Below are 19,782 nucleotides of genomic sequence, written 5' to 3' on the forward strand. Positions count from 1 at the left end.
CCACATTCATCCGATTACTTGCCGGAGACGGTGAATTGCGCCGTCGGCGTGACCACGCGATTCGTCACCAGATCGGTGACTTTTACGGTCACCGTATAGGTGCCGGGCTCGGCCAGTTTATCGGCGATGGGGATTGACCGCGCCAGCACCAGCTGCTGGCCCTTGAGGTCAACGATGCTTTGTTTACTCTTGCCATCTTCGGTGAAGTGGACGATCTCCTGGCCGCCCTTCGAGATGATGTATTCGACCTTGAGCGCCGGCTGCAAGGTCGCCTGATCCATCTCGGCGTCATAAACTTGCAGGAACATCGCCAGATTCATGCCGGGCTTGTAGATCGAGCTGACATAAGGCTTCACCTTATAGCGCCCGATGATGAACATGCCGACAGGGATGGCGCGGTTGTCGAGCGATTCGACCGAAGCGGCGAGGATGATGCTGCTGGTTGCCAACTGCTTCTCCTGATAGCGCGGCACCTCGAACGAGTGGTGCAGGATGCCTGTCTTGCCGCTGGTGATGTCGCGCGCCACGACGTCAATCTTGTAACGGCCCGGCGGCAGCGCGACGTTCTTTTGATAAATCGATTTCTGCGCCTGCGCCACCGGCAACTGATCCTCGGCAAAGCGCCCGGTCTGGATCGTGTCTTCAAACGACCCGGCGCTGCGCCCCGACAGCCCTGTCAGCTTGGCGTAGATGTTGATCTGCCCCGAGTAGATGCCGCCCTGGTTCTTGAACGCCAGGTCGGTGTGGTCGAACTGAATGGTGAACGAGGTGGCGACCGTCTCGTTGCCGAGGCGGAAGAAGTCCGTGCGCACGCTGAACGGCAGAATGTCGGAAGCGATCTCCGGCAGGTCGGCCTTGACGCGCAGGTCGGGGAAGCGCGTCGCCGGGGCGCGCTGCAAATCTGAGAGCAGTTGCAGGCGCTCGAAGGGTTGATCTTTGGCGCGGGTGCCGAAGATCTGGCGGTTCTGACCGCCCATCCCGGCATAGCCGCCGATGCGGTCGCTCTTATTCGACATGCCGAGTTGTTCGGCAAGCGTCAACCCGGCGCCCGGAACGTAGAGCAACGCGTCTTTTTCGTCGGGGCTGCGGGCGATGCGATATTCGCCCGATCCGGTCGGGTCAACGAACTCGATCTCGATGTCCGAGCCGATGCCTTCGATGTAGCGATACCACCAGGTTTCAAACGGGTAGGTCGAAGTCGAGCCGCCGCCTTCATACGAGGGGCGGTCGTAGGTGCCGCCCGACGGGTGCGATTCAATCTCGTCCGGTTTGCCGAAGGTGACGTAGATGCGCCCGCGGTCTGTGCGCCAGCCGGCGATGCCCGAAGTGTAGTGCTCGTTGGCGTACTGGATGCGCTCGTAGTACTGATCTTTGTACTCGTTTTCGGGCGTGTCCGGGTCCGGGTCGCGGCGCAGCCAGAACTGTTCGATGAACTGGTCGCGCTCCTCGTCGGTCTTGAGCGCCTTGAAGGCTTTGCGCTCGTCATCGGTGATGATGTAGAGCACGTCTTCGTCGAGCCACTTCTTATAGACGCTCTTGAGCTCGGCCTTCTGTTTAGCGGTCGGCTCTTTCTGCTTTCTCTTCTCTTCCTTGTCCTGCGTCAGCGCCGCGGGGATCGTCCCCGCCAGCAGCATTAACATCAATGCGGTGCCGACGATCCGGTCGAAGAGGTTCGCCTCACGCTTCATAGTCACTACTCCTTTCAGCAAACGGTTGAAGCTTTCCTGAAGTCTGTTCGGATAAGCGGATGCCTGTAACCTGACTAAATAGTTTATGGGCCACCGGTTGCGCCGGTCAAGTCTTGCCGGTTACCACTGCTCGGTGGCGTTTCATTCGTTAGAATGCGCCGTAGCGCGCTACTTGCGCTCCAGGGCCTGATATTCTTCTTCGGTTCGCCGCTTGCGGTGAAAAATCCAGGCGATGCCGACGCTCAGAAAATAGAGCAGCAGCATCGGTGCGGCAAAGACCAGAAGGTTCGGCACGTCGGTCGTCGGCGACAAAACCGCCGCGAGAATAAAGATCGCCACCACTGCATAGCGCCAGATTTTCAACAACAGGCCCGGCGTCACCAGCCCCAGCCGCGCCGCAAAGAAGGTCACCGTCGGAATCTCGAAGACGACACCCAATCCGAGCATGATCGTAATGATGAGATCGAAATAATCGTCGGCGGTCACCAGCGGGCGCAGGTTGCCGCCTGCCGCCACGCCTAATAGAAAATTGGCGGCGCGCGGGAAAGCGATGTAATAGGCAAAGGCGCAGCCGGTCAGGAAAAAGACCGAGGCCATGAAGATGACCGGCGCGGCGTACTTCTTTTCGTGCGGGTAGAGGCCCGGCGCGACAAATCCCCAGACTTGAATCAGAATGAATGGCACCGCAAAAAAGATCGCCGCATAGAAAGCCACTTTGATATACAGGTTAAACGCGCCCTGCACGGTCGCCACCACCAGCCGGTTATCCGGGCTGAGATAGATATTCGAGGTCAGGTACAACTGCCGCGGGATGCGGAAGCCTTCGCCGATCACGGTCGCTGTGTTGATGACCCAGGGAGCAGTGGTCACGAGATTCGGCACGCCATCGTCGCCCTCTTCAACGCGCACCTTGATGGTCGTACCCGTAGGGATCAAGACCTGGCCGATGCGGGTTTCGGCGATGAAGACGAATGAAACTTCTTTGCCGATGTAATCGGCGAGCGGCCCGACCGTCGCGCCCTCCGCATTAAAGCCGTGTTCGCGGTTCGCCTCGATCATCGCGGCGCGCACAGGCACTTGCAGGAAGTTATAAATCTTGTCCGAGAAGACCCAGCAGAGGACAAAGGCGAGCATCACAAAAATCGCAATGCGGACCAGCCGCGAGCGCAGCTCGTCCAGGTGTTCGAGAAACGACATCGCGCCTTCTTCAAGCTCGACATCCTTATCCTGATAAGTCTCTGTGGTGGTAGCCATGGTGGGGGTCGGGGGTCGGGGGTCGGGGGTCAGGCAGAGAGTGAGAGGGCATTCCTCCTCACCGGCCCCTGGCCCCTGTCACCCGGCTCCTGAGGGTTACATCCAATCGCGTTTGGTCTCGTTGACAGTGGCTTCCGAGCGCGGCACGCTGGCGGCTTCGACCGTCGGCACCGGCGCGTGGATGGTCTCGCCGGGCGTGTAAGCCTCGGCGCTGGCGGCGCTCGTGACAGGCTCAGAGCTGGCGGCGGCGGCGCTCGCCTCCGCGGCGGCTTCGTTGTGGCGCGCGGCTTCGACTGTCGGCGCAGCGTCGAGGCGGCGCTTTTCGGTCTCGACTTCATCTTCCCACTGGCGCTTGAAATCGTCGCTCGCCTTGCGGAATTGCGCCAGGCCGTGGCCGAGGCTCTTGCCCAGCTCAGGCAGCTTGCGCGGGCCGAAAATAATTAATGCGATCACCAGAATCATCAAGATTTCCGGCATTCCCAGATTTCCCATAATTTCCTCACTTCGGGCCAACTGTCAGGGAGACTTGCGAGCCGACCGCCCGCGTTGACGTTGCTCCGGCTTGTTCATTTCCAAGTGTAGGCGACGCGCTTTGCGCCCGTCAATGAGGCGGCGAAGATTGAGCGGCTGGGTTTGCCGACCTGGCATTGTCCGCCGCTGGCTATATTTGTGGGTGCGTTGCGTTTGCTCGATTTCCCATGCTATAACGTGCCGGTCAGAGGGCTGGCCCTACTTCCAGGCTGGCTCGTCCCTTTCTGAAGCGTACGATGTCTTGTGCCCTTCAAGCAGTCATCCGCCACCAACGAGCCAAGGAGATATGATGAGAATCCCCAGCTTGAACCACACCCGAAAGATCCTCTTGTTGATTATTGCCGTCGCCGCGCTGCTGCTGCCGGCCTTCTCGATCAGCCGCTTTCACGCCAAAGCACAGCAAAACGAGTGGTCCCATGAATCAACCCAAAGAAGCATTCAGCGAAGAGGCGGCAGCGCCCCCAGCAAGGGGTATGGCATCGAGACCGCCCTCTCTCCATTCATCGATCTTCAGGAGCAGGGGTTGACCCTCGTGCAAGCCGGTGTCGGGCTGGCGTCGCTCGGCTCGGGCACGGCGAATCTCTCTGTCAACGTCGGCGGCTCGGTCCGCTTTGCGGTGCTTTACTGGAATGGCCAGGACCCGGCCTGCCCGAACGACGGCGGGGCTTGCACCGTTCCGACGCAGCCATATAAAGATCAAGTCATCAAGTTTAATGGCAATACGATCACCGGCACGATCATCGGTACAGAGACGGCAACCGGTGCCAGCAATGTCCTGTTCAACAATATCGGCTACTATGCCGATGTCACGATCATCGTCAACGCCGCCGGCACCGGCATGCATTCGTTCACCTTTGCCGACGGCGACACCAGCAGCAACCTCTCGCCGCTTAATGGCGCGAGCCTGCTTGTCGCTTATAACGACGCTGCCGACCCCGCGACTTATCGCGTGTTGATTTGGGACGGCCTCGATTACGCATTCGGAGATGCGCCGGTAGCTGGCGATGAGAGAACGACGAATCCGGTTACCTTCAGCCACGGGATTAACTTCAGCACCCGAACCGCGCAGTTGCTCATAGTGACGGGCGGCGGCACCGCAAACCGTCCTGACAATATCACCATCAGCAACAATCCGACCCTCTTCAACACCCTTGATGGCTCTGCCGGGAACTACTGGGACAGCGACCTCTATAGCATTTCGATCCCGTCCGGGGTCGGCACCACCACCGTGCAGGTCAATTCCGCGCCCGCCGGCAGTAATCCTGATGCGTTGCTCTGGCAGGTGGCGGCTTTGCGTGTCCAGCAACTGGATACGACGCCACCGAGTTGCTCCCAAAGGGTGATCAATGGGATGCAAAAAATGGTGGAATTCACGATCCAGGACACGGACTCCGGCCTGGCCGAGATCGTCGTGACCCAATCGAACAACGCCGACACCCCTGGGCCGTCTTTTACCGTAGGGACAACGGATCCGGTCACCGTCACCGCGACGAAGATCAATCAGTCGCAGCCGATGCGGGTGATGATAAGAATCACCGACCGGGCGGGCAATTCAACAATCTGTAGCTTTGACGATAGCTGTATTTCCTGCCCGGCAGATATCGAGATATCGAACGACGCCAACCAGTGCGGCGCCATAGCGACCTTTGCGGCGACCTCGCCGAACGCATGCGGCACACCGACCTGCTTGCCGGCTTCGGGCTCCTTCTTCCCGAAAGGCACTACCACCGTCAACTGCTCCGTAACCGACGCCGAGATGACCACCAGTACTTGCTCGTTCACCGTCACCGTCAACGATACGCAGAAACCATCGATCACCTGCCCGGGCAACATCACCAAGAACACCGACGCGAATGCCTGCACGGCGGTCGCCACTTATGACCCGCCGGGCGTAAGCGACAACTGCCCGAACGTCGGCACGCCTTCTTGCTCGCCGCCATCGGGCACAGCTTTCCAGAAAGGCACGACGACCGTCACCTGCTCGGTCAGTGACGCTTCGAAAAACTCAAACAGTTGCAGCTTCACCGTTACGGTCAACGACATGCAGCCGCCGACCCTCACCTGTCCGGGCAACATGACTAAGACTACCGACGCGAACGCCTGCACGGCAGTAGTCAATTACTCGCTGCCGTCTATCTCTGACAATTGCCCGTGCTCGACGGGCGGGGCAGCGCCGGTTAAAGGCAGGGGGCCAGAAGGTGTCTCGGGCTGCACGGTCAGTTGCACGCCGCCGCCGGGCACGGCTTTCGCCAAAGGCACAACGACCGTCACCTGCATGGGCGCGGACTCAAGCGGCAACTCTGCCGCCAATTGTTCCTTCACGGTTACGGTCAACGACGCGCAACCGCCTTCGATCACCTGCCCGGCGAACATCACGCAATCGAACGACCCGAACCAGTGCGGGGCGGTCGTCAACTACCCGGCGCCGACCGTCAGCGACAACTGTCCCGGCGTCGGCTCGCCGACCTGCTCGCCGGCCTCGGGCTCCTTTTTCCCCAGGGGCACGACGACGGTGAATTGCTCAGTCAAGGATGCCAGCAACAACATGGCCGGCTGCTCGTTTACCATCACGGTCAACGACACCCAGCCGCCAACCATCACCTGTCCGGCCAATGTCACTAGCGTCTCGCCCACACCGGGCGGCAGTGTCACAGTCACCTACCCGCCGCCGTCGGCTTCAGACAACTGCCCAGGCGTGATGACCGCTTGCACGCCGCCTTCGGGCTCGACCTTCGCCCGTGGCGCCACGACCGTTACCTGCACGGCGACCGACACCTCGGGCAACACCGCGACATGTAGCTTCTCTGTGGCCGTCTTCGACGGTCGCCTGCAAGACGACTCGGAGGGCTGCAACAACACGGTGTTGTTCAACACGGCGACGGGCGATTATCGCTGGTGCTGCCACGGCACGATCTTCACGGGTCGGGCGCAGGTCATCGTGCGCGGCAACACCTACACGCTGACGCAGTCGGCAGCAGACCGCCGCGTGCAGATCACGCTGAACGCCGGCGGTTCGCCGCCCAACGGCAATGCCTCGCTGCAAGTGCCGCCGGGCAAGACGCAGTGCACGATCACTGACCGCGACATTCGCAACGACACGTGCCTGTGCGGAGCGGTCTCGCCGCCGACGGCGATTAGTCATTGAAGTAGAACGATCTTGTAGGGGAGGCCGCGGCCTCCCCTACAAGCAGCAGTGAAGACAATTGGCCGGGCTGGATTCGCGGGCCGCCTAAGCGATATAATCGCAACTCCGCAGCTCACATAACCCATTTTGAGGAGACAGCTAATGAAAAGACTTTTTGCCTCTCTGATTGTCGCGTTGTTCGCCGCGCAGTTGACGCTGGCGCACGACCCGCGCACGGTCGCTAAAAATCTCTCGCACACCCTGAGCATCGAAGGCGCCGGCAAGTTAACGCTCAGCTACAAATCGCTGCACTACAACGAGCAGGGATTCAGCCAGCGCAAGACCGAGCGCGCCATGACCACCTTCAACCGCCTGTGGAAGAGCATCGGCAAGCTCGACGCCGACTTCGATGTTGTCATTGGTGGCGTCACGGTGCCGAAAGGGTCGTACACACTGGGCTTCAACTATGATGCCGACGACAACTACAAGCTGGTGCTGTCGGGCGGCGGCAAAGACATCATGATCCCGATGACGGCGGCGATGGATGGCCCGTCGGTCAACTACCTGAGCTTTGACGTGCGTCCTGAAAACGACACCGACACCTTCGCCGTCGAAGTGCGCTATGGCAAGCTGCGCACCGCCGCCGAAATGAAAGTGCCTTACCTGGCCCCGCACGAGCATGAGAAGCCGGCGGAAAAGAAGCCCTAGAGCGGTTTTCAGATGGGTGTAGCCTGGAAGCGCGGGCATCTTGCCCGCCCGTCTTGCGTATGTGAAAGATTGCGGGCCAGACGCCCGCGCTCCCAGGTCCAAGTGGGCGCGGCTCGGTGAATAAAGACACCTGAGCCGCGCCTTTGTGTCACGCTGCTGAGTCCGTTAACCTGATCTGGAGTCCCGATGATTCATCTGCCTTCTCGCCTTCGCCAATCCCTGTGCGCCGCGGCGCTCGCGGTAATCCTCATCTGTCCGGCCCTGCAAACCGCCGCGCAGCAGTCGCCGCAGGGTGCGCCGCCTGTAGCGCCGCCTGTGCAATGGCCGCGCAGCCACGACTATGACGTGCAGCATTACCGCATCGAGGTCAGCTTTGACTGGGCGGCGAAGTCGGTCTCCGGTCAGACGACGATCAGCCTGCGCCCATTCCGCAGCGACCTGAAAGAGATTGAGCTGGACGCGGGCAATATGCAGATTGATGCGGTGAAGCTTGAAAGCGGCGCGGCGCTCAAGTTCCGCTACGAAGACAAAGAGCACCTCTACATCGCGCTCGATAAAAGCTACCCGGCGGGCAGCGAGCTACGGCTTGTCGTCAAATACAAGGCAAATCCGGAGCGCGGCCTTAACTTCATCGGGCCGAACGCGGACGACCCTTCGCGGCCTCTGCAAATCTGGTCACAGGGCGAATCGCAAGATAATCATTACTGGTTCCCTTGCTATGACTATCCCAACGATAAAGCGACGACCGAATTGATCGCCGTGGTGGACGACACTTTCCAGGTGATCTCAAACGGCGTGCTGGTCGGCGTCACTGCCGGCCCGGCCGAGCATACCAAGACCTGGCACTGGAAGATGGACAAGCCCTATTCGAGCTACCTGGTGTCGATCATCGTCGGCAAGTTCGCCGAAGTGAAGGACACCTTCAAGGGCATTCCGGTCGAATCCTACGTCTACGCCGATCAGGTCGAAAACGCGCGCATCTCGTTCGGCAAGCTGGCGCAGATGGTGTCGTTTTTCTCCGGGCGCCTCGGGGTTGATTTCCCTTACCCGAAGTATGCCCAGACGACGGTGCGAGATTTCGGCGGCGGCATGGAGAACATCACGGCGACGACGCTCACCGACAACTCTGTGCATGACAAGCGCGCCCACCTTGACGTGTCGAGCGATGGCTTGATCGCGCACGAGCTGGCGCATTCCTGGTTCGGCGATTTGCTGACCTGCCGCGACTGGGGCGAGATATGGCTCAATGAATCGTTCGCGACCTTTATGGAAGCCTCCTGGACCGAGCATGATCTCGGAACGGCGGATTACCTATACGAAATGCGTGGCAACCAGCAGGGGTATCTTCAGGCCTGGGCGCAGGGCAACCGCCGCCCCATCGTCACGCACCGCTACGCCAACCCCGACGCCGTGTTTGACGTTTATGCGTACCCGCGCGGCGGCGCGGTCATTCACATGCTGCGCTTCGTGCTGGGCGACGAGCTGTTCTGGCGGGCGCTCAATCATTACGTCAAGAAGCACGCTTTCCAGAACGTCGAGACGCAGCAACTGCTGGTCGCCATCGAAGAAGCCACCGGCCAGAACCTGCAATGGTTCTTCGACGAGTGGCTCTACAAGATCGGCCACCCGGAATTCGAGATCACCTCAACGTATGACGAAGCCGCAAAGATGGTGAAGCTCAGCGTCAAGCAGACGCAGAAGGCTGACGAGTCGCGCCCGTGGTTTCACTCGCCGGAATTCTTCACCATGCCGGTTGATGTCGCCATCACCACCGCCAGCGGCGAGCAAGTCCATCGCGTCTGGATAGATGGGCGCGAGAAGGAGTTCACTTTTAGCGCCGATTCGAAGCCGCTGATCGTCAATTTTGATCGCGGCAATATCTTAATCAAGCAGGTGAAGTTCAGCCGCACGGATGAAGAGCTGGCCTATCAGCTCTTGCACGACGCGGACGTTATGGGGCGCGTCGGCGCGGCCATCGAGCTGAAGTCGCACAACACGCCGGCAGTCATCACCGCGCTCGGCAAGGCGGCGACGGCAGATCAGTTCTGGGCGGTGCGCGTCGAAGCGACGCGGGCGCTGGCCGAGTTGAAAAATGAAGCGGCGCGACCGGCGCTGCTCGAAGCGGTGAAGGACAAGGATTCGCGCATCCGCCGCGAAGCCATCCGCGGACTCGGCCAGTTCAAAGATGCGAAGCTGGCCGATCTATTCATCGGCATCATCAAGAGTGATCCAAGCTACTATGCCGTTGCCGATGCGGCGCGGGCGCTCGGCGAAAGCCACGCGCCGCAAGCCTTCGACGTGTTGTCCGCGGCCTTAAACACGCCATCGTGGCAGGACACGATTCTCGGCGGCGCGCTCAGCGGACTGGCGGCGCTGAATGACCCACGGGCGGTTGACCTTGCCTTGAAGTACGCCGCGCCCGGCAACCGCACCAGCCTGCGCGTCGCCGCGATTCAAGCGCTGGCGCATTCGGCTAAAGGCAACGACCGCGCCTTTCAGGCGGTCGCGGCGGCGTTGAAAGACCGCTCGCTCGAAGTGTCCTTCAACGCCGTGCAGGCGCTGGCGGCGCTCGGCGACCCGCGCGCGATTCCGCTGCTTGAAGATTTATCGGCTCACCCGCCCGCCGGCGTGCCCAGCGGCGCGGTCAAAGAGGTCGTCCAGGACGCCATCAAGCGGATCAAGAACCTCGGCAAGAGCCCTGAAGAGGAAAAGAAGAACTGACGCGGCGACGCGACGACACGGGAAAGAGAAAAGCGGCGACCGTTCAATCAAACGAACGGTCGCCGCTTCGGCTTTGCGATAAGAGCCGAATCAAACCTGGAACTGTAACTGCGGCGCTTCGGCTTCGCGGCTGCGGTAGCGCGTCTCGACATATTCATCCAACAGCTTGATGAACTCCGGCACGATGGCGGCGCCTTGCAGCGTGATGAACTTCGCGCCGTCCACATAGACAGGCGCGCGCGGGTCTTCGCCTGTGCCCGGCAGCGAGATGCCGATGTTGGCGTGCTTGGATTCGCCCGGCCCGTTGACCACACAGCCCATCACCGCGACCTTCATCTCTTCGACGCCGACGTAGTTCTGCTTCCACACAGGCATCTGCTCGCGGATGTAAGTCTGAATGTCTTCGGCCATCTCTTGAAACAACGTGCTGGTCGTGCGCCCGCAACCGGGGCAAGCCGTCACCAGCGGCATGAAGCTGCGCAGCCCCATGGTCTGCAAAATCTGCTGCGCGACGATGACCTCTTCCGTCCGGTCGCCATTGGGCCGCGGCGTCAGCGATACGCGAATCGTGTCGCCGATGCCTTGTTGCAGCAGCACGCTCATGGCCGCTGTCGAAGCGACGATCCCTTTGCTGCCCATGCCGGCTTCTGTCAGTCCCAGGTGCAGCGGGTAGTCGCAACGCGCTGCCAGGTCGCGATAGATGGCGATCAAATCTTGAACTTCAGAAACCTTGGCGCTGAGGATGATGGCATCGTGCGGCAGGCCGCAGCGCTCGGCCAGCTCGGCGGATTCCAGGGCGCTGACGACGACCGCTTCGCGCATCACGTCGCGAGCGTCTTTGGGGTTGGCGCGTTTGGCGTTTTCGTCCATCAAACGGGTCAGCAGCGATTGATCGAGCGAGCCCCAGTTGACGCCGATGCGCACCGGCTTGCGGTTTTCGATGGCGACTTCGATCATCGCCTGAAAGTTTTTGTCGTGGTGCTGCCCCGGCCCGACGTTGCCGGGGTTGATGCGATACTTTGCCAGGGCGCGCGCGCAGTCGGGGTAGGCTTTCAGCAGGATGTGGCCATTGTAATGAAAGTCGCCGATGATCGGCACCGGAACGCCGCGCTCGGCGAGGCGCTCGACGATGTGCGGCACAGCGGCGGCGGCCTGCTTGGTATTGACCGTCACTCGCACCAGTTCCGAGCCGGCGCGCGCCAACTGCTCACACTGCTCGGTGGTGCCCGCGACATCCACCGTGTCGGTGTTGGTCATGGACTGCACGACGATGGGGTGCGGGCCGCCAACATGAATGCCGCCGACGTTAACCGCCACCGATTTTCTGCGCTGAATCTCTGACACGCAATTGCTCCTCGAAGGGTCAAGTTGAATGAAGATTGTAGCGGCTGGCCCCACGCGCCGCAATCCAGAGGGAGCTCGGTCAGACCGCCCCTCGGTGATTCGTCCAACCAGCCGCGATTGCCCCAGAGTGATTCGCGCTTGCGTTTGCCGCGAGCCGGAATTATCTTTGCGGCACTTGGAATCTCTAGGCGAAATGAAAGGCGAAAGAAACAATGAAAGACAGACTCGAACATCTTGAACAGGCTCAGCAGAGCCTCAACGCCAACGCCCCCTATCAGGTGTCGCAAGGCTACCGGCTGTCGCCGCACATGGTGACGACGGCCTTCACGCTCGACGGCTTCAAGATCGCCCGCAACCTCGGCGTCGTACGCGGCATCACTGTGCGCTCGCGGTCAATCTTCGGCACGCTCGGCGGCACGTTTCAAACGATTGTCGGCGGCAACATCACGGCCTTTACCAAGCTCTGCGAAGTTGCCCGCGCCGAAGCCTTCGAGATACTGATCCAACACGCCAGCGAGATCGGCGCTAACGCCATCATCGGCATGCGCTATGACGCCAATGAGATTATGAACGGCGTCACCGAAGTCCTGGCCTACGGCACGGCGGTCGTCGTCGCGCCGCTTGATCCCGAAGGCTGAAACGGGACCGCGGAAAGCGGTTGAGCGTTTGGCGGTGCGCCAGAGCGGATTGCCCGCCGCCGGCGCTTTATTCACGGCGTAAAGCAATCATCGGATCAACGCGGGTGGCCCGCCGCGCCGGCAGGTAGCAGGCCACCAGCGCCACGCCGATCAGCAATAACGTAATCGCTATAAATGTCGGCGCATCGGTTGCGCTCACGCCATACAACAGGCTGCGCAGCCAGCGGCTCAGGACGAGCGCCGCGGCTAAACCAATCACGACGCCCAACAAGACCAGGCGCAAGCCCTGGCCGATGACCAGCTTCAACAGGTCTCGCGGCTGCGCGCCCAGCGCCATGCGAATGCCAAACTCATGCGTGCGTTGCGTGACGACATAGGAAACCACGCTGTAAATCCCAACCGCCGAAAGCAATAATGCGACCCCGCCGAACGACGCCAGCAACATGGTGTGGAAACGCGGCTCGGCGACGACATCAGATAACAATTCATTCATCGTCTGGATGCCAGGGGCCGGCAAACTTCTATTCAGCGCCTTGATCTCATCGCGTACCGCATCGGCGATGCCCGACGCGTTGTCGTCCGTCCGCACCAGCAGCTCCGGCGTTTGCATCGGCCATTGCCAGTACGGCACATAGATGACCGGCGCGGCTTCGGCGTTCAGGTTCAGCCGTCGAGTATCGGCGGCGACGCCGACGATCTCGCTCCACGGCGATGCCGCCTGCGGATTCGGGCCGGCAGGTTGCCCCTGCGTGCGGCCCTGCATCGCCAGCCGTTGGCCTATCGGGTTTTCATCCGGGTAGTAGCGCCGCGCAAAGCTTTCATTGATGATCACGACGGCGGGCGCTTCAAAGGTATCGCGCTCGGTGAAGGCGCGGCCTTGCTGCAAAGGAACTCCCAGCGTGCGAAAGTAGTCCGGCGTGACGCCCGCGAAGTAGGTGAGCACCGGCTCGTCCATCTGGCGGTTTTCAAACAGAATGGGTTGGCGCGGCGAGGTGTTGTCGCGCGGCAAGGCGTTGATGGCGGCGACCGATTGCACGCCGGGCCGCGCTCGCAGCCGTCCGATCAATTCCCGCAAAGTCACTTGCGGGCGCGTCGTCGTCGGTCGTATCCAGGTGGTGAAACCGGAGATTGAAAAATCTAATCTTGCCACCAGCAGGTGATCGGGTTGAAAGCCGCGATTGATCGTCACCAGCCGCACGAAGCTTCCGATCATCAGCCCCGCGCCCACCAGCAGCGTCAAAGACAGCGCGACTTCGGCAACAATCAAGGCGCGGCGCAGGCGGTTCTGGGTTGAAGCAGCCGTAGCCGACCTGCCGCCTTCTTTCAGCGCCGTGTTCAAGTCGAGCCGGGTCGCTTCGAGCGCCGGCGCAAGGCCGCAGATTAGACTGGTCAACAAAGACACGGCCAACGTAAAGCCGAGCGCCCAGGCGTCGAGTCGCGCGGTTTGCAAGCGCGGAACTTGATCCGCGCTCGTCGCGATCAGCAGTCGAAGTCCACTCCACGCCAGCAACAAGCCAAGCACGCCGCCGGCGAGCGCGACCAGAAGATTCTCCGCGAGCAATTGCCCGACGACTCGCCAGCGGCTGGCGCCGAGGGCCAGGCGAATGACGATCTCTTTTTGCCGCGCGGCGGCGCGCGCCAGCGTCAGGTTCGCGACGTTGGCGCACGCAATCAACAAGACCGCTGCGATCACGCCCCACAACACCCACAACGCCGTTTGTAAATTGCGGCCCACGGTCTGTTCGAGCAACGGCACGACGACGACCTGTGAGCCGACGTTCTGCTGCGGAAATTTTTCTTCGATGCGCGCCTGAATCAGGTTCATTTCCTGTTGCGCTTGCGCCAGCGTCACGCCCGCTTTGAGCCGCGCCAGCACTGACAACCAATGGCCGGCGCGCCGATCCAGCGGCAGGCCGTTCCAACCCGCGGGCAGCCAGATTTCCGTCTTGCCTGGAAATTGAAAGCCCGGCGGCATGACGCCGACAATCGTGTAATCGCGCCGCCCATAGGTGTCGAGCGTCACCGTTTGCCCAAGCGCACTTTCATCCCCGCCGAAACGCTGTCGCCAGAATTCGTAGCCGATGACCGCGACGCGGTTGCCTTGCTTCTGATCTTCTTCCTGCAACAAGGCGCGGCCTTTGAGCGGTTGCACGCCGAGCGTCGCAAACAGCGTCGAGGCGACGTAGCTGCACCTGACCTTTTCGCTGCCTTCAGCGGTCACAAGGTTGAATTCGCTGTCGCCCGTCCAGGACGCGAGGTGTGAAAAGCTATGTTGCTCGGCCTGCCAATCGGCGAAATCCGGAGGCGTGACAAACTCCTGCTCAAAGCCGCGGCTCGTCGCATCGGGAAGCTTGCGTTCCCACAGCATCACCAGCCGCCCTGGTTCCGCAAACGGCAAAGGCTTGAGCAAAACGCCATTGATGATGCTGAAAATCATGGTGTTGGCGCCGACGCCGAGCGCCAATGTGATGACGGCTACAGCCGTGAAGCCGGGACTCTTCAGCAACATTCGCGCGCCGTAGCGCAGGTCTCGCCACAGGGTTTCCAAACGCCGCCTCCTTAGAGCGGTATTCAATCGGGTGTAGCGCCATCTGTTAGATTGCGCTACATGGATGGCCTTATCTGTGCAACAGCACGGTGACCGCTTTGCCTTCAAAGCTGGAAGCGACCACGTCGGGCTCGCCGTCCTGGTTGATATCCCCGACGGCCAGATAATAAGCGCCGGGGCCGGCGGCAAACGGCGAGCCCGCCGCCGGCGTCAGTCCGCTTTTGCCGTTGAGCAGCACCGTGACACTGTTCTCGGTCGCCAGGACAAGATCATTCTGCTTATCCCGGTTGACATCGGCAACCACGACGGCCCACGCTAAACCACCCAGGTCATAAGGCGACGCGGGCGCGGGCGCAAACTTGCCGCCGCTCCGATTCAGCAGGATGCTCAGAAGATTTTCGCCATGAGTGATGACGATGTCTGTGCGCCCGTCACCATCCAGATCCCCCAGCGTCACGTAGCGCGGCGATTGCGGCAAGGCGGTTTCTCCGCTGCTCTTGAACGCGCCTTTGCCGTCGCCGCGCAGCACCACCATGCGGCCAGGGCCCGTAAGCTCGCCGGCCCCGCCGCTCACGACGACAACATCAAGATGCCCATCACCATCCAGATCACCAAAGGCGAAGGCATAGCGTCCCTCGCCAGCCGGAAAGGTTGCCGTCGGCCCTTGCGAGAAACCGCCACGCCCGTTGCCGATCAGAGTCGCGAAGGCGTTCTGGCGATTGTTGGTTGTGATGATGTCCAGTTGTCCATCTTCGTTAATGTCGGCGAGCTGCAAGCTCTGCCCGGTGAAATCGGCGGATGCGCGGGCAACGAAAGGCGAGCCCGGCGCCGGGCTGAACCTGCCACTGCCATCGCCGAGAAAGATGTCTACGGCAGCGCCTTCGCTGTTCGTGACGCAGAGGTCGAGCCGACCATCGCCGTTGACATCTCCGAGTTTGATGTCTCCCGGGGAATAGGCGAGCGTCATCGGGCTGCCGGCAGCCGCCGCAAAACGCCCGGTCCCGTCGCCGAGATATACCCGCACTTCTCGACGTTGCAAATGCTGGGTCAGCAGGTCGAGCCGGCCATCGCGGTTGATGTCGGCGAGAACGACGCGCCCGGAGCCTTCGCCGACGGTCACCGGCGAGCCAGGGGCCGGGCGAAAGAGCGGGCTTTGTGCGTAGACGTTCATGGCGCAGCCCATAGCGATAGAGGCGATCAGGATTGGAAAACGTTTCATCGACTTCTTCTCCCTACTTGTTGCTCTGTCGAAGAGGATGTGGACCTGAACAGCTTGTCCGTTCACCCATCAGACGGGACTGCTGACGATTTTCTTCCCAGCCCTTCCAAACTGTCCTGCGCCCGCGGCGGTTAATCATTGCGCCGGAATCTGCGATGATCCGCCTTCGATCCAACGGGGAGGAACGATCAAGGAATGAGTGAAGCCATCCGCAAGCGGTTGCGGCGTTACGAGTACATAGACCTGGCGTTAAAGCCGGTGACGGATGACGAGATTGAAACACGCGAGTTGTTCCAATCCGAGGAAGCGCATGCCTACATGGTTCAGGTGCAGCGCCACGAAAAGATGCGGCAAGGCGAAGCGGTCTGATGATCGCGTTCTTTTGCCTGAACGCCTCACCAGCGTGGTTGCGCCACGTCAGCCGTGTGATCGGTTAACAGGTTCGGTATCAACGGCGCGGCAAGCTCGGCGCGCTGGCGCAGGCTGCGGTAATAGATCAACAGCGTCGCGCCGAGCATCACGACGGCAAGCGCCGACCAGCCAAATGCCCAGGCGATGGCCGGGATGATGCCATTGGTCGCTTCCGCCATCAGCCGCGCATCGGTGTGGACGCCGGGATCATAAGCCGAAAGAAACAGCAGCGCCCGCAGATCATAAAGCGCGTTTAGCACACATTGCACGGCGAAAAAGCTCATGACGAAGTGCGTCAGCTTCGGCTTCGCCTTCCACGCCATCAGCAAGCCGCCCGCGCCAAAAATCAGCCCCGTCAGCCACGCGAGTAGATTGCCGCCGAACAATACCGTGATCAGCAGAAGCAGCGCCCCCGTGGCCATCGCCGCGGGGCGCGCATTGCGCGCACGCCTGAGCGTCAGCAACAGCCCTGAGCCATACAGCATCGTCGCCAGATAGCCGGCGCTGGCAACGATCAACGTCCAGCCGCCCGCGACCTGCGTGACGCCATTGCCGTTCCAATCAAGCCCAATCCGCCGTACGCTGCCGGAGGTAATCAGCGCGGCAATCGCATGGCCGGCTTCGTGCACCATCGTGACAAACATTCGGATTGGCCAGGTGATCACGCCGGCAAACGGGATGAACCACAGCGCCAGCGTCAGCAGCGAGGCGAACACCAGCAATCGGAACGACTCTTTGACCTCAAGTCTGTTTTGCATGATTACCTCGTCTTACGCTGCCGTCGCCTGCAAGGTTCGCCCGCCGTCCGCCCGCGTCAGGCTCTGATAAAAAAGCCATCCGGCAATTGGCGGACGGCTTTCAGGCGCGAGTGGCGAATGTAGCCGGCTTCGTTCTTCATCACCACCAGCCAGCCGCCGGGCCTGAGCGCCGCGGCGAAGCGTTCGACCGTCTGGCGGATCGCCAGCGCGTGAAAATAGAGCAACAGGTTATTGCAGATGATCAGGTCGAATGGCTGATGAAGGTGCTGCCAGAACTTCGCGTCATAGACGTTGGCGCGGCGAAAGGCAATCATCCGGCGCAGGTTCGGCTCAACCAGATAGTGCCGCTCGCGCCCCTGCAACTCGCCCTTCGTGAAATAGCGATGGCGCAGGTCTGCATCAATCAAGCGAATGGCCGATTGCGGATAAGAGCCCTGGCTGGCGGCGATGATCGCCGCGCCGCGCAGGTCGGTCGCCATCAAGTGCGGCTTCCAGGTCTCGCTCGCCGGCAGGCTTTCGTTGACAATGATGGCCAGCGAGTAAGCCTCTTCGCCGGTCGAGCAGGCAGCACACCAGAGATCGAGCCGCCGCTCTTTGTGACGCGCCGCCATCAACTCAGGAATGATCCGCTGTTTAATCGCCGCGAACTGTTGCGGCTCGCGGAAAAAGCGGGTCTCACTGTTGCAGAGACTTTCGGCAAGCGCCTGCTGCTCGCCCGCCGAGGTGATCGCCATGCGGCTATAGACCAGGTGATCGAGCCCGAGCCGCGCCGCTTTGCGCTCAATGGCGGCGAGCAGAAAGTCGCGCCCCGCCGCGCCGCCCTGCCAGCCATAACGCGCCGCCAGGACTTGCTCAAGCGGCTTGATGTGCGGATTGCCATTCATAAAAACAGTGACAGGTGACAGGTGACAAGGGATAAGTAAAACTGCGCGTGCCGAGGCTTGCCAGGCAGCGGGGTGACAGCGTCTCGTCACTCGTCACTTGTCACCATCCTCTGGTAGTTGCCCGAACGCCCGCCGGTTTTCGATTCCAGGCGGATGTCTGTAATTTCCATCGCTTTATCCACCGCCTTGCACATATCGTAAAGCGTCAGCGCGGCGACGGCGGCGGCGGTCAGTGCTTCCATCTCGACGCCGGTCTTGCCGTCTGTGCGGGCCGTCGCCGTGATCTTGACGCCGTCGCCGTTGAGGTCAAGTTGCACGTCTGCATGGCTGAGCGGCAGCGGATGGCAGAGCGGGATCAGTTCAGCCGTGCGCTTGGCCGCCATGATGCCTGCGAGCCGGGCGACTTCTAACGGATCGCCTTTCGGCGTGCGATGGTCGCGGATCGCCTGCACGGTGGCCGCGGCCATGCGGACAAAGCCGCTGGCGGTGGCGGTGCGTGCCGTCACTGGCTTATCGCCAACGTCCACCATGCGGGCGCGGCCTTCGTCGTCCATGTGTGTCAGCGTCATAATGCGTTCCCTGTAATGCAAGCGCGCGCGCTTGCGCTACGTCAGGTCCGGGCCGAGCGCGAGGGCTTCGACCATTTCGCCTTCGTTGATCGCGTGGGTCTCTTCGCGAACGATGATCAGGGCATCAGCCTTCATGAAGGCGACGAGATCGGACGAGCCGCCCCACTTCAAAGACTCGACCCGCGCGCCGCCTTCGCGAATGAAGAGGCGGGCCGGCAGATAGCTGCGGCGATTCGAGGCATCCTTGATCGCATGCACAAGCCGAGCAGTGACGGTCGGCAGCAGCGCCTCGCTTGCCCCCTGCAAGCGGCGAATGGCCGGGCGCGCAAAGACATTAAACGTCACAGAGGTCGAGACAGGGTTGCCGGGCAGCCCGAAAAAGTAAGTTTCACCGCGCCGGGCGAAGACCGTCGGCTTGCCGGGGCGAATGCTGACTTGATCGAAGTAGACCTCTGCGCCCATCTCTTTGAGCGCCGCTTTGACCAGATCGTAATCGCCCATCGAAACGCCGCCCGAAGTAATCACCACCTGGCTTGAGTCGGCGGCCCGCGACAAGGCGGCGCAGGTTGCCGGCAGCGAGTCTTCGACGGTGCCGAGGTTTTCGACCAGCGCGCCGGCGCTCTCGGCATAGGCGGCGATGGTATAAGCGTTTGAGTTGCGAATCTGCGCGCCCGTAGGCTTGCGAGTGACGTCAATCAATTCGCTGCCCGTCGAAAGCACCGCGACGCGCGGGCGACGCCCGACACGCAGCCGCGCATAGCCGAAGCTGGCAAGCGCCGCCAGCGTGGCTGCGCCAATGGCGTGCCCGCTCGCCATCACCTGTTCGCCGGCGGCGACTTCGCTGGCGCGGCGGGTAATGAACTGCCCTTCTTTGACCGCTTCGTGGATGATGACGTGGCCGCCTGCCGCCTCTGTGACTTCAACCTTCTGGACGGCGTCAGCGCCGCGGGGCACCGGTGCGCCGGTAAAGATTTTAATCGCTTCGCCGGCCTGCACCTCGCCGCCATAGCTTGCGCCTGCGGCAATTTCGCCGATGACCTTCAAGCGTGCCGGCGGGCGGGCGACGTCTGCTGCGCGCAAGGCGTAACCGTCCATGCGGGCGCGGTCAAATGGCGGCATGTCGAGATCGGCGATGATGGCTTCAGCAAGAATGCGGCGGTGTGCCTGGTCGAGCGCGACCGATTCCGCGCCGAGCGGTTCGACGTGATCGAGGACGATGCTGAGCGCCTCATCAACGGAGATCATAAAGCGTGCGGTATACAGAAAAGTTGAGGGATGAAATTGCGCTGCGAGGGCTGTCGTTCGCGCTCTTTAATCGCCCAGCGACTAACTCACTGGAGTCAGCCAGGATGGCAATACTAATGCAGGAGTGAAGCGCGTGGCAA

The 19,782-nt window shown here is 61.4% G+C and carries 15 protein-coding genes; 5 read left to right on the forward strand and 10 right to left on the reverse strand.

The genetic code is table 11. The features are described from left to right. Nucleotides 1-14: 14 nt before the first annotated feature. The 3 genes from VJ464_15260 to VJ464_15270 form a co-directional block, all read right to left on the reverse strand. Nucleotides 15-1,688: a GWxTD domain-containing protein gene (locus VJ464_15260; GenBank protein HKQ06492.1), complete on the reverse strand. Its 1,674-nt coding sequence runs from the start codon at nt 1,686-1,688 to the stop codon at nt 15-17. 168 nt (nt 1,689-1,856) lie between these two features. Beyond that, complete coding sequence (tatC, locus tag VJ464_15265; protein ID HKQ06493.1) at nt 1,857-2,942, reverse strand: twin-arginine translocase subunit TatC; 1,086 nt, start codon at nt 2,940-2,942, stop codon at nt 1,857-1,859. 96 nt (nt 2,943-3,038) lie between these two features. Then, nucleotides 3,039-3,434: a twin-arginine translocase TatA/TatE family subunit gene (locus VJ464_15270; protein ID HKQ06494.1), complete on the reverse strand. Its 396-nt coding sequence runs from the start codon at nt 3,432-3,434 to the stop codon at nt 3,039-3,041. Between the two features lie 325 nt (nt 3,435-3,759). Between VJ464_15270 and VJ464_15275 the strand changes: the two genes are divergently transcribed. The 3 genes from VJ464_15275 to VJ464_15285 all read left to right on the forward strand — a co-directional run bounded on the left by VJ464_15275 (nt 3,760) and on the right by VJ464_15285 (nt 10,026). After that, nucleotides 3,760-6,618, forward strand: coding sequence for an HYR domain-containing protein (locus VJ464_15275; protein HKQ06495.1), 2,859 nt, complete (start codon nt 3,760-3,762; stop codon nt 6,616-6,618). Between the two features lie 141 nt (nt 6,619-6,759). After that, nucleotides 6,760-7,305 (forward strand): hypothetical protein, encoded by a 546-nt coding sequence (locus VJ464_15280; protein HKQ06496.1) that lies wholly within the window; start codon nt 6,760-6,762, stop codon nt 7,303-7,305. Between the two features lie 186 nt (nt 7,306-7,491). Further along, nucleotides 7,492-10,026: a M1 family aminopeptidase gene (locus VJ464_15285; GenBank protein HKQ06497.1), complete on the forward strand. Its 2,535-nt coding sequence runs from the start codon at nt 7,492-7,494 to the stop codon at nt 10,024-10,026. Nucleotides 10,027-10,116: 90 nt separating this feature from the next. On the opposite strand, the gene ispG is transcribed toward VJ464_15285, so the two are convergent. Next, nucleotides 10,117-11,370, reverse strand: coding sequence for a flavodoxin-dependent (E)-4-hydroxy-3-methylbut-2-enyl-diphosphate synthase (ispG, locus tag VJ464_15290; protein HKQ06498.1), 1,254 nt, complete (start codon nt 11,368-11,370; stop codon nt 10,117-10,119). Nucleotides 11,371-11,678: 308 nt separating this feature from the next. Here ispG and VJ464_15295 point away from each other — a divergent pair, with 308 nt between their 5' ends. Next, entirely contained in the window at nt 11,679-12,008 is a 330-nt protein-coding gene (locus VJ464_15295) for a YbjQ family protein (protein HKQ06499.1), read from the forward strand. A gap of 67 nt (nt 12,009-12,075) precedes the next feature. On the opposite strand, the gene VJ464_15300 is transcribed toward VJ464_15295, so the two are convergent. Both VJ464_15300 and VJ464_15305 read right to left on the reverse strand, forming a co-directional pair. Then, nucleotides 12,076-14,556 (reverse strand): ABC transporter permease, encoded by a 2,481-nt coding sequence (locus VJ464_15300; GenBank protein HKQ06500.1) that lies wholly within the window; start codon nt 14,554-14,556, stop codon nt 12,076-12,078. A gap of 70 nt (nt 14,557-14,626) precedes the next feature. Then, the gene (locus VJ464_15305; GenBank protein HKQ06501.1) at nt 14,627-15,775 is read right to left on the reverse strand and encodes a VCBS repeat-containing protein; all 1,149 of its coding nucleotides are present in this window, start codon (nt 15,773-15,775) and stop codon (nt 14,627-14,629) included. Nucleotides 15,776-15,970: 195 nt separating this feature from the next. On the opposite strand from VJ464_15305, the gene VJ464_15310 reads away from it, so the two are divergent. Next, nucleotides 15,971-16,144 carry a hypothetical protein gene (locus VJ464_15310; GenBank protein HKQ06502.1) on the forward strand — a complete coding sequence of 58 codons (174 nt, stop codon included), beginning with the start codon at nt 15,971-15,973 and terminating at the stop codon, nt 16,142-16,144. A gap of 26 nt (nt 16,145-16,170) precedes the next feature. On the opposite strand, the gene VJ464_15315 is transcribed toward VJ464_15310, so the two are convergent. The 4 genes from VJ464_15315 to glp form a co-directional block, all read right to left on the reverse strand. Continuing rightward, the gene (locus VJ464_15315) at nt 16,171-16,944 is read right to left on the reverse strand and encodes a M50 family metallopeptidase (GenBank protein HKQ06503.1); all 774 of its coding nucleotides are present in this window, start codon (nt 16,942-16,944) and stop codon (nt 16,171-16,173) included. A gap of 56 nt (nt 16,945-17,000) precedes the next feature. After that, entirely contained in the window at nt 17,001-17,828 is an 828-nt protein-coding gene (locus VJ464_15320; GenBank protein HKQ06504.1) for a CheR family methyltransferase, read from the reverse strand. Between the two features lie 86 nt (nt 17,829-17,914). Beyond that, the gene (gene moaC, locus VJ464_15325; protein ID HKQ06505.1) at nt 17,915-18,397 is read right to left on the reverse strand and encodes a cyclic pyranopterin monophosphate synthase MoaC; all 483 of its coding nucleotides are present in this window, start codon (nt 18,395-18,397) and stop codon (nt 17,915-17,917) included. 36 nt (nt 18,398-18,433) lie between these two features. Beyond that, nucleotides 18,434-19,642 carry a gephyrin-like molybdotransferase Glp gene (gene glp / locus VJ464_15330; protein HKQ06506.1) on the reverse strand — a complete coding sequence of 403 codons (1,209 nt, stop codon included), beginning with the start codon at nt 19,640-19,642 and terminating at the stop codon, nt 18,434-18,436. Nucleotides 19,643-19,782: the final 140 nt, after the last annotated feature.

It is taken from the genome of Blastocatellia bacterium, from assembly GCA_035275065.1.
Lineage (GTDB): Bacteria > Acidobacteriota > Blastocatellia > UBA7656 > UBA7656 > DATENM01.

Coding starts and splice junctions, on each gene's coding strand:
- moaC (HKQ06505.1), bottom strand. CDS start 18,397: ATGACGCTGACACACATGGACGACGAAGGCCGCGCCCGCATGGTGGAC.
- VJ464_15310 (HKQ06502.1), top strand. CDS start 15,971: ATGAGTGAAGCCATCCGCAAGCGGTTGCGGCGTTACGAGTACATAGAC.
- VJ464_15295 (HKQ06499.1), top strand. CDS start 11,679: ATGGTGACGACGGCCTTCACGCTCGACGGCTTCAAGATCGCCCGCAAC.
- VJ464_15270 (HKQ06494.1), bottom strand. CDS start 3,434: ATGGGAAATCTGGGAATGCCGGAAATCTTGATGATTCTGGTGATCGCA.
- VJ464_15305 (HKQ06501.1), bottom strand. CDS start 15,775: ATGAAACGTTTTCCAATCCTGATCGCCTCTATCGCTATGGGCTGCGCC.
- VJ464_15285 (HKQ06497.1), top strand. CDS start 7,492: ATGATTCATCTGCCTTCTCGCCTTCGCCAATCCCTGTGCGCCGCGGCG.
- glp (HKQ06506.1), bottom strand. CDS start 19,642: ATGATCTCCGTTGATGAGGCGCTCAGCATCGTCCTCGATCACGTCGAA.
- VJ464_15315 (HKQ06503.1), bottom strand. CDS start 16,944: ATGCAAAACAGACTTGAGGTCAAAGAGTCGTTCCGATTGCTGGTGTTC.
- VJ464_15275 (HKQ06495.1), top strand. CDS start 3,760: ATGATGAGAATCCCCAGCTTGAACCACACCCGAAAGATCCTCTTGTTG.
- tatC (HKQ06493.1), bottom strand. CDS start 2,942: ATGGCTACCACCACAGAGACTTATCAGGATAAGGATGTCGAGCTTGAA.
- VJ464_15260 (HKQ06492.1), bottom strand. CDS start 1,688: ATGAAGCGTGAGGCGAACCTCTTCGACCGGATCGTCGGCACCGCATTG.
- VJ464_15280 (HKQ06496.1), top strand. CDS start 6,760: ATGAAAAGACTTTTTGCCTCTCTGATTGTCGCGTTGTTCGCCGCGCAG.
- VJ464_15320 (HKQ06504.1), bottom strand. CDS start 17,828: ATGAATGGCAATCCGCACATCAAGCCGCTTGAGCAAGTCCTGGCGGCG.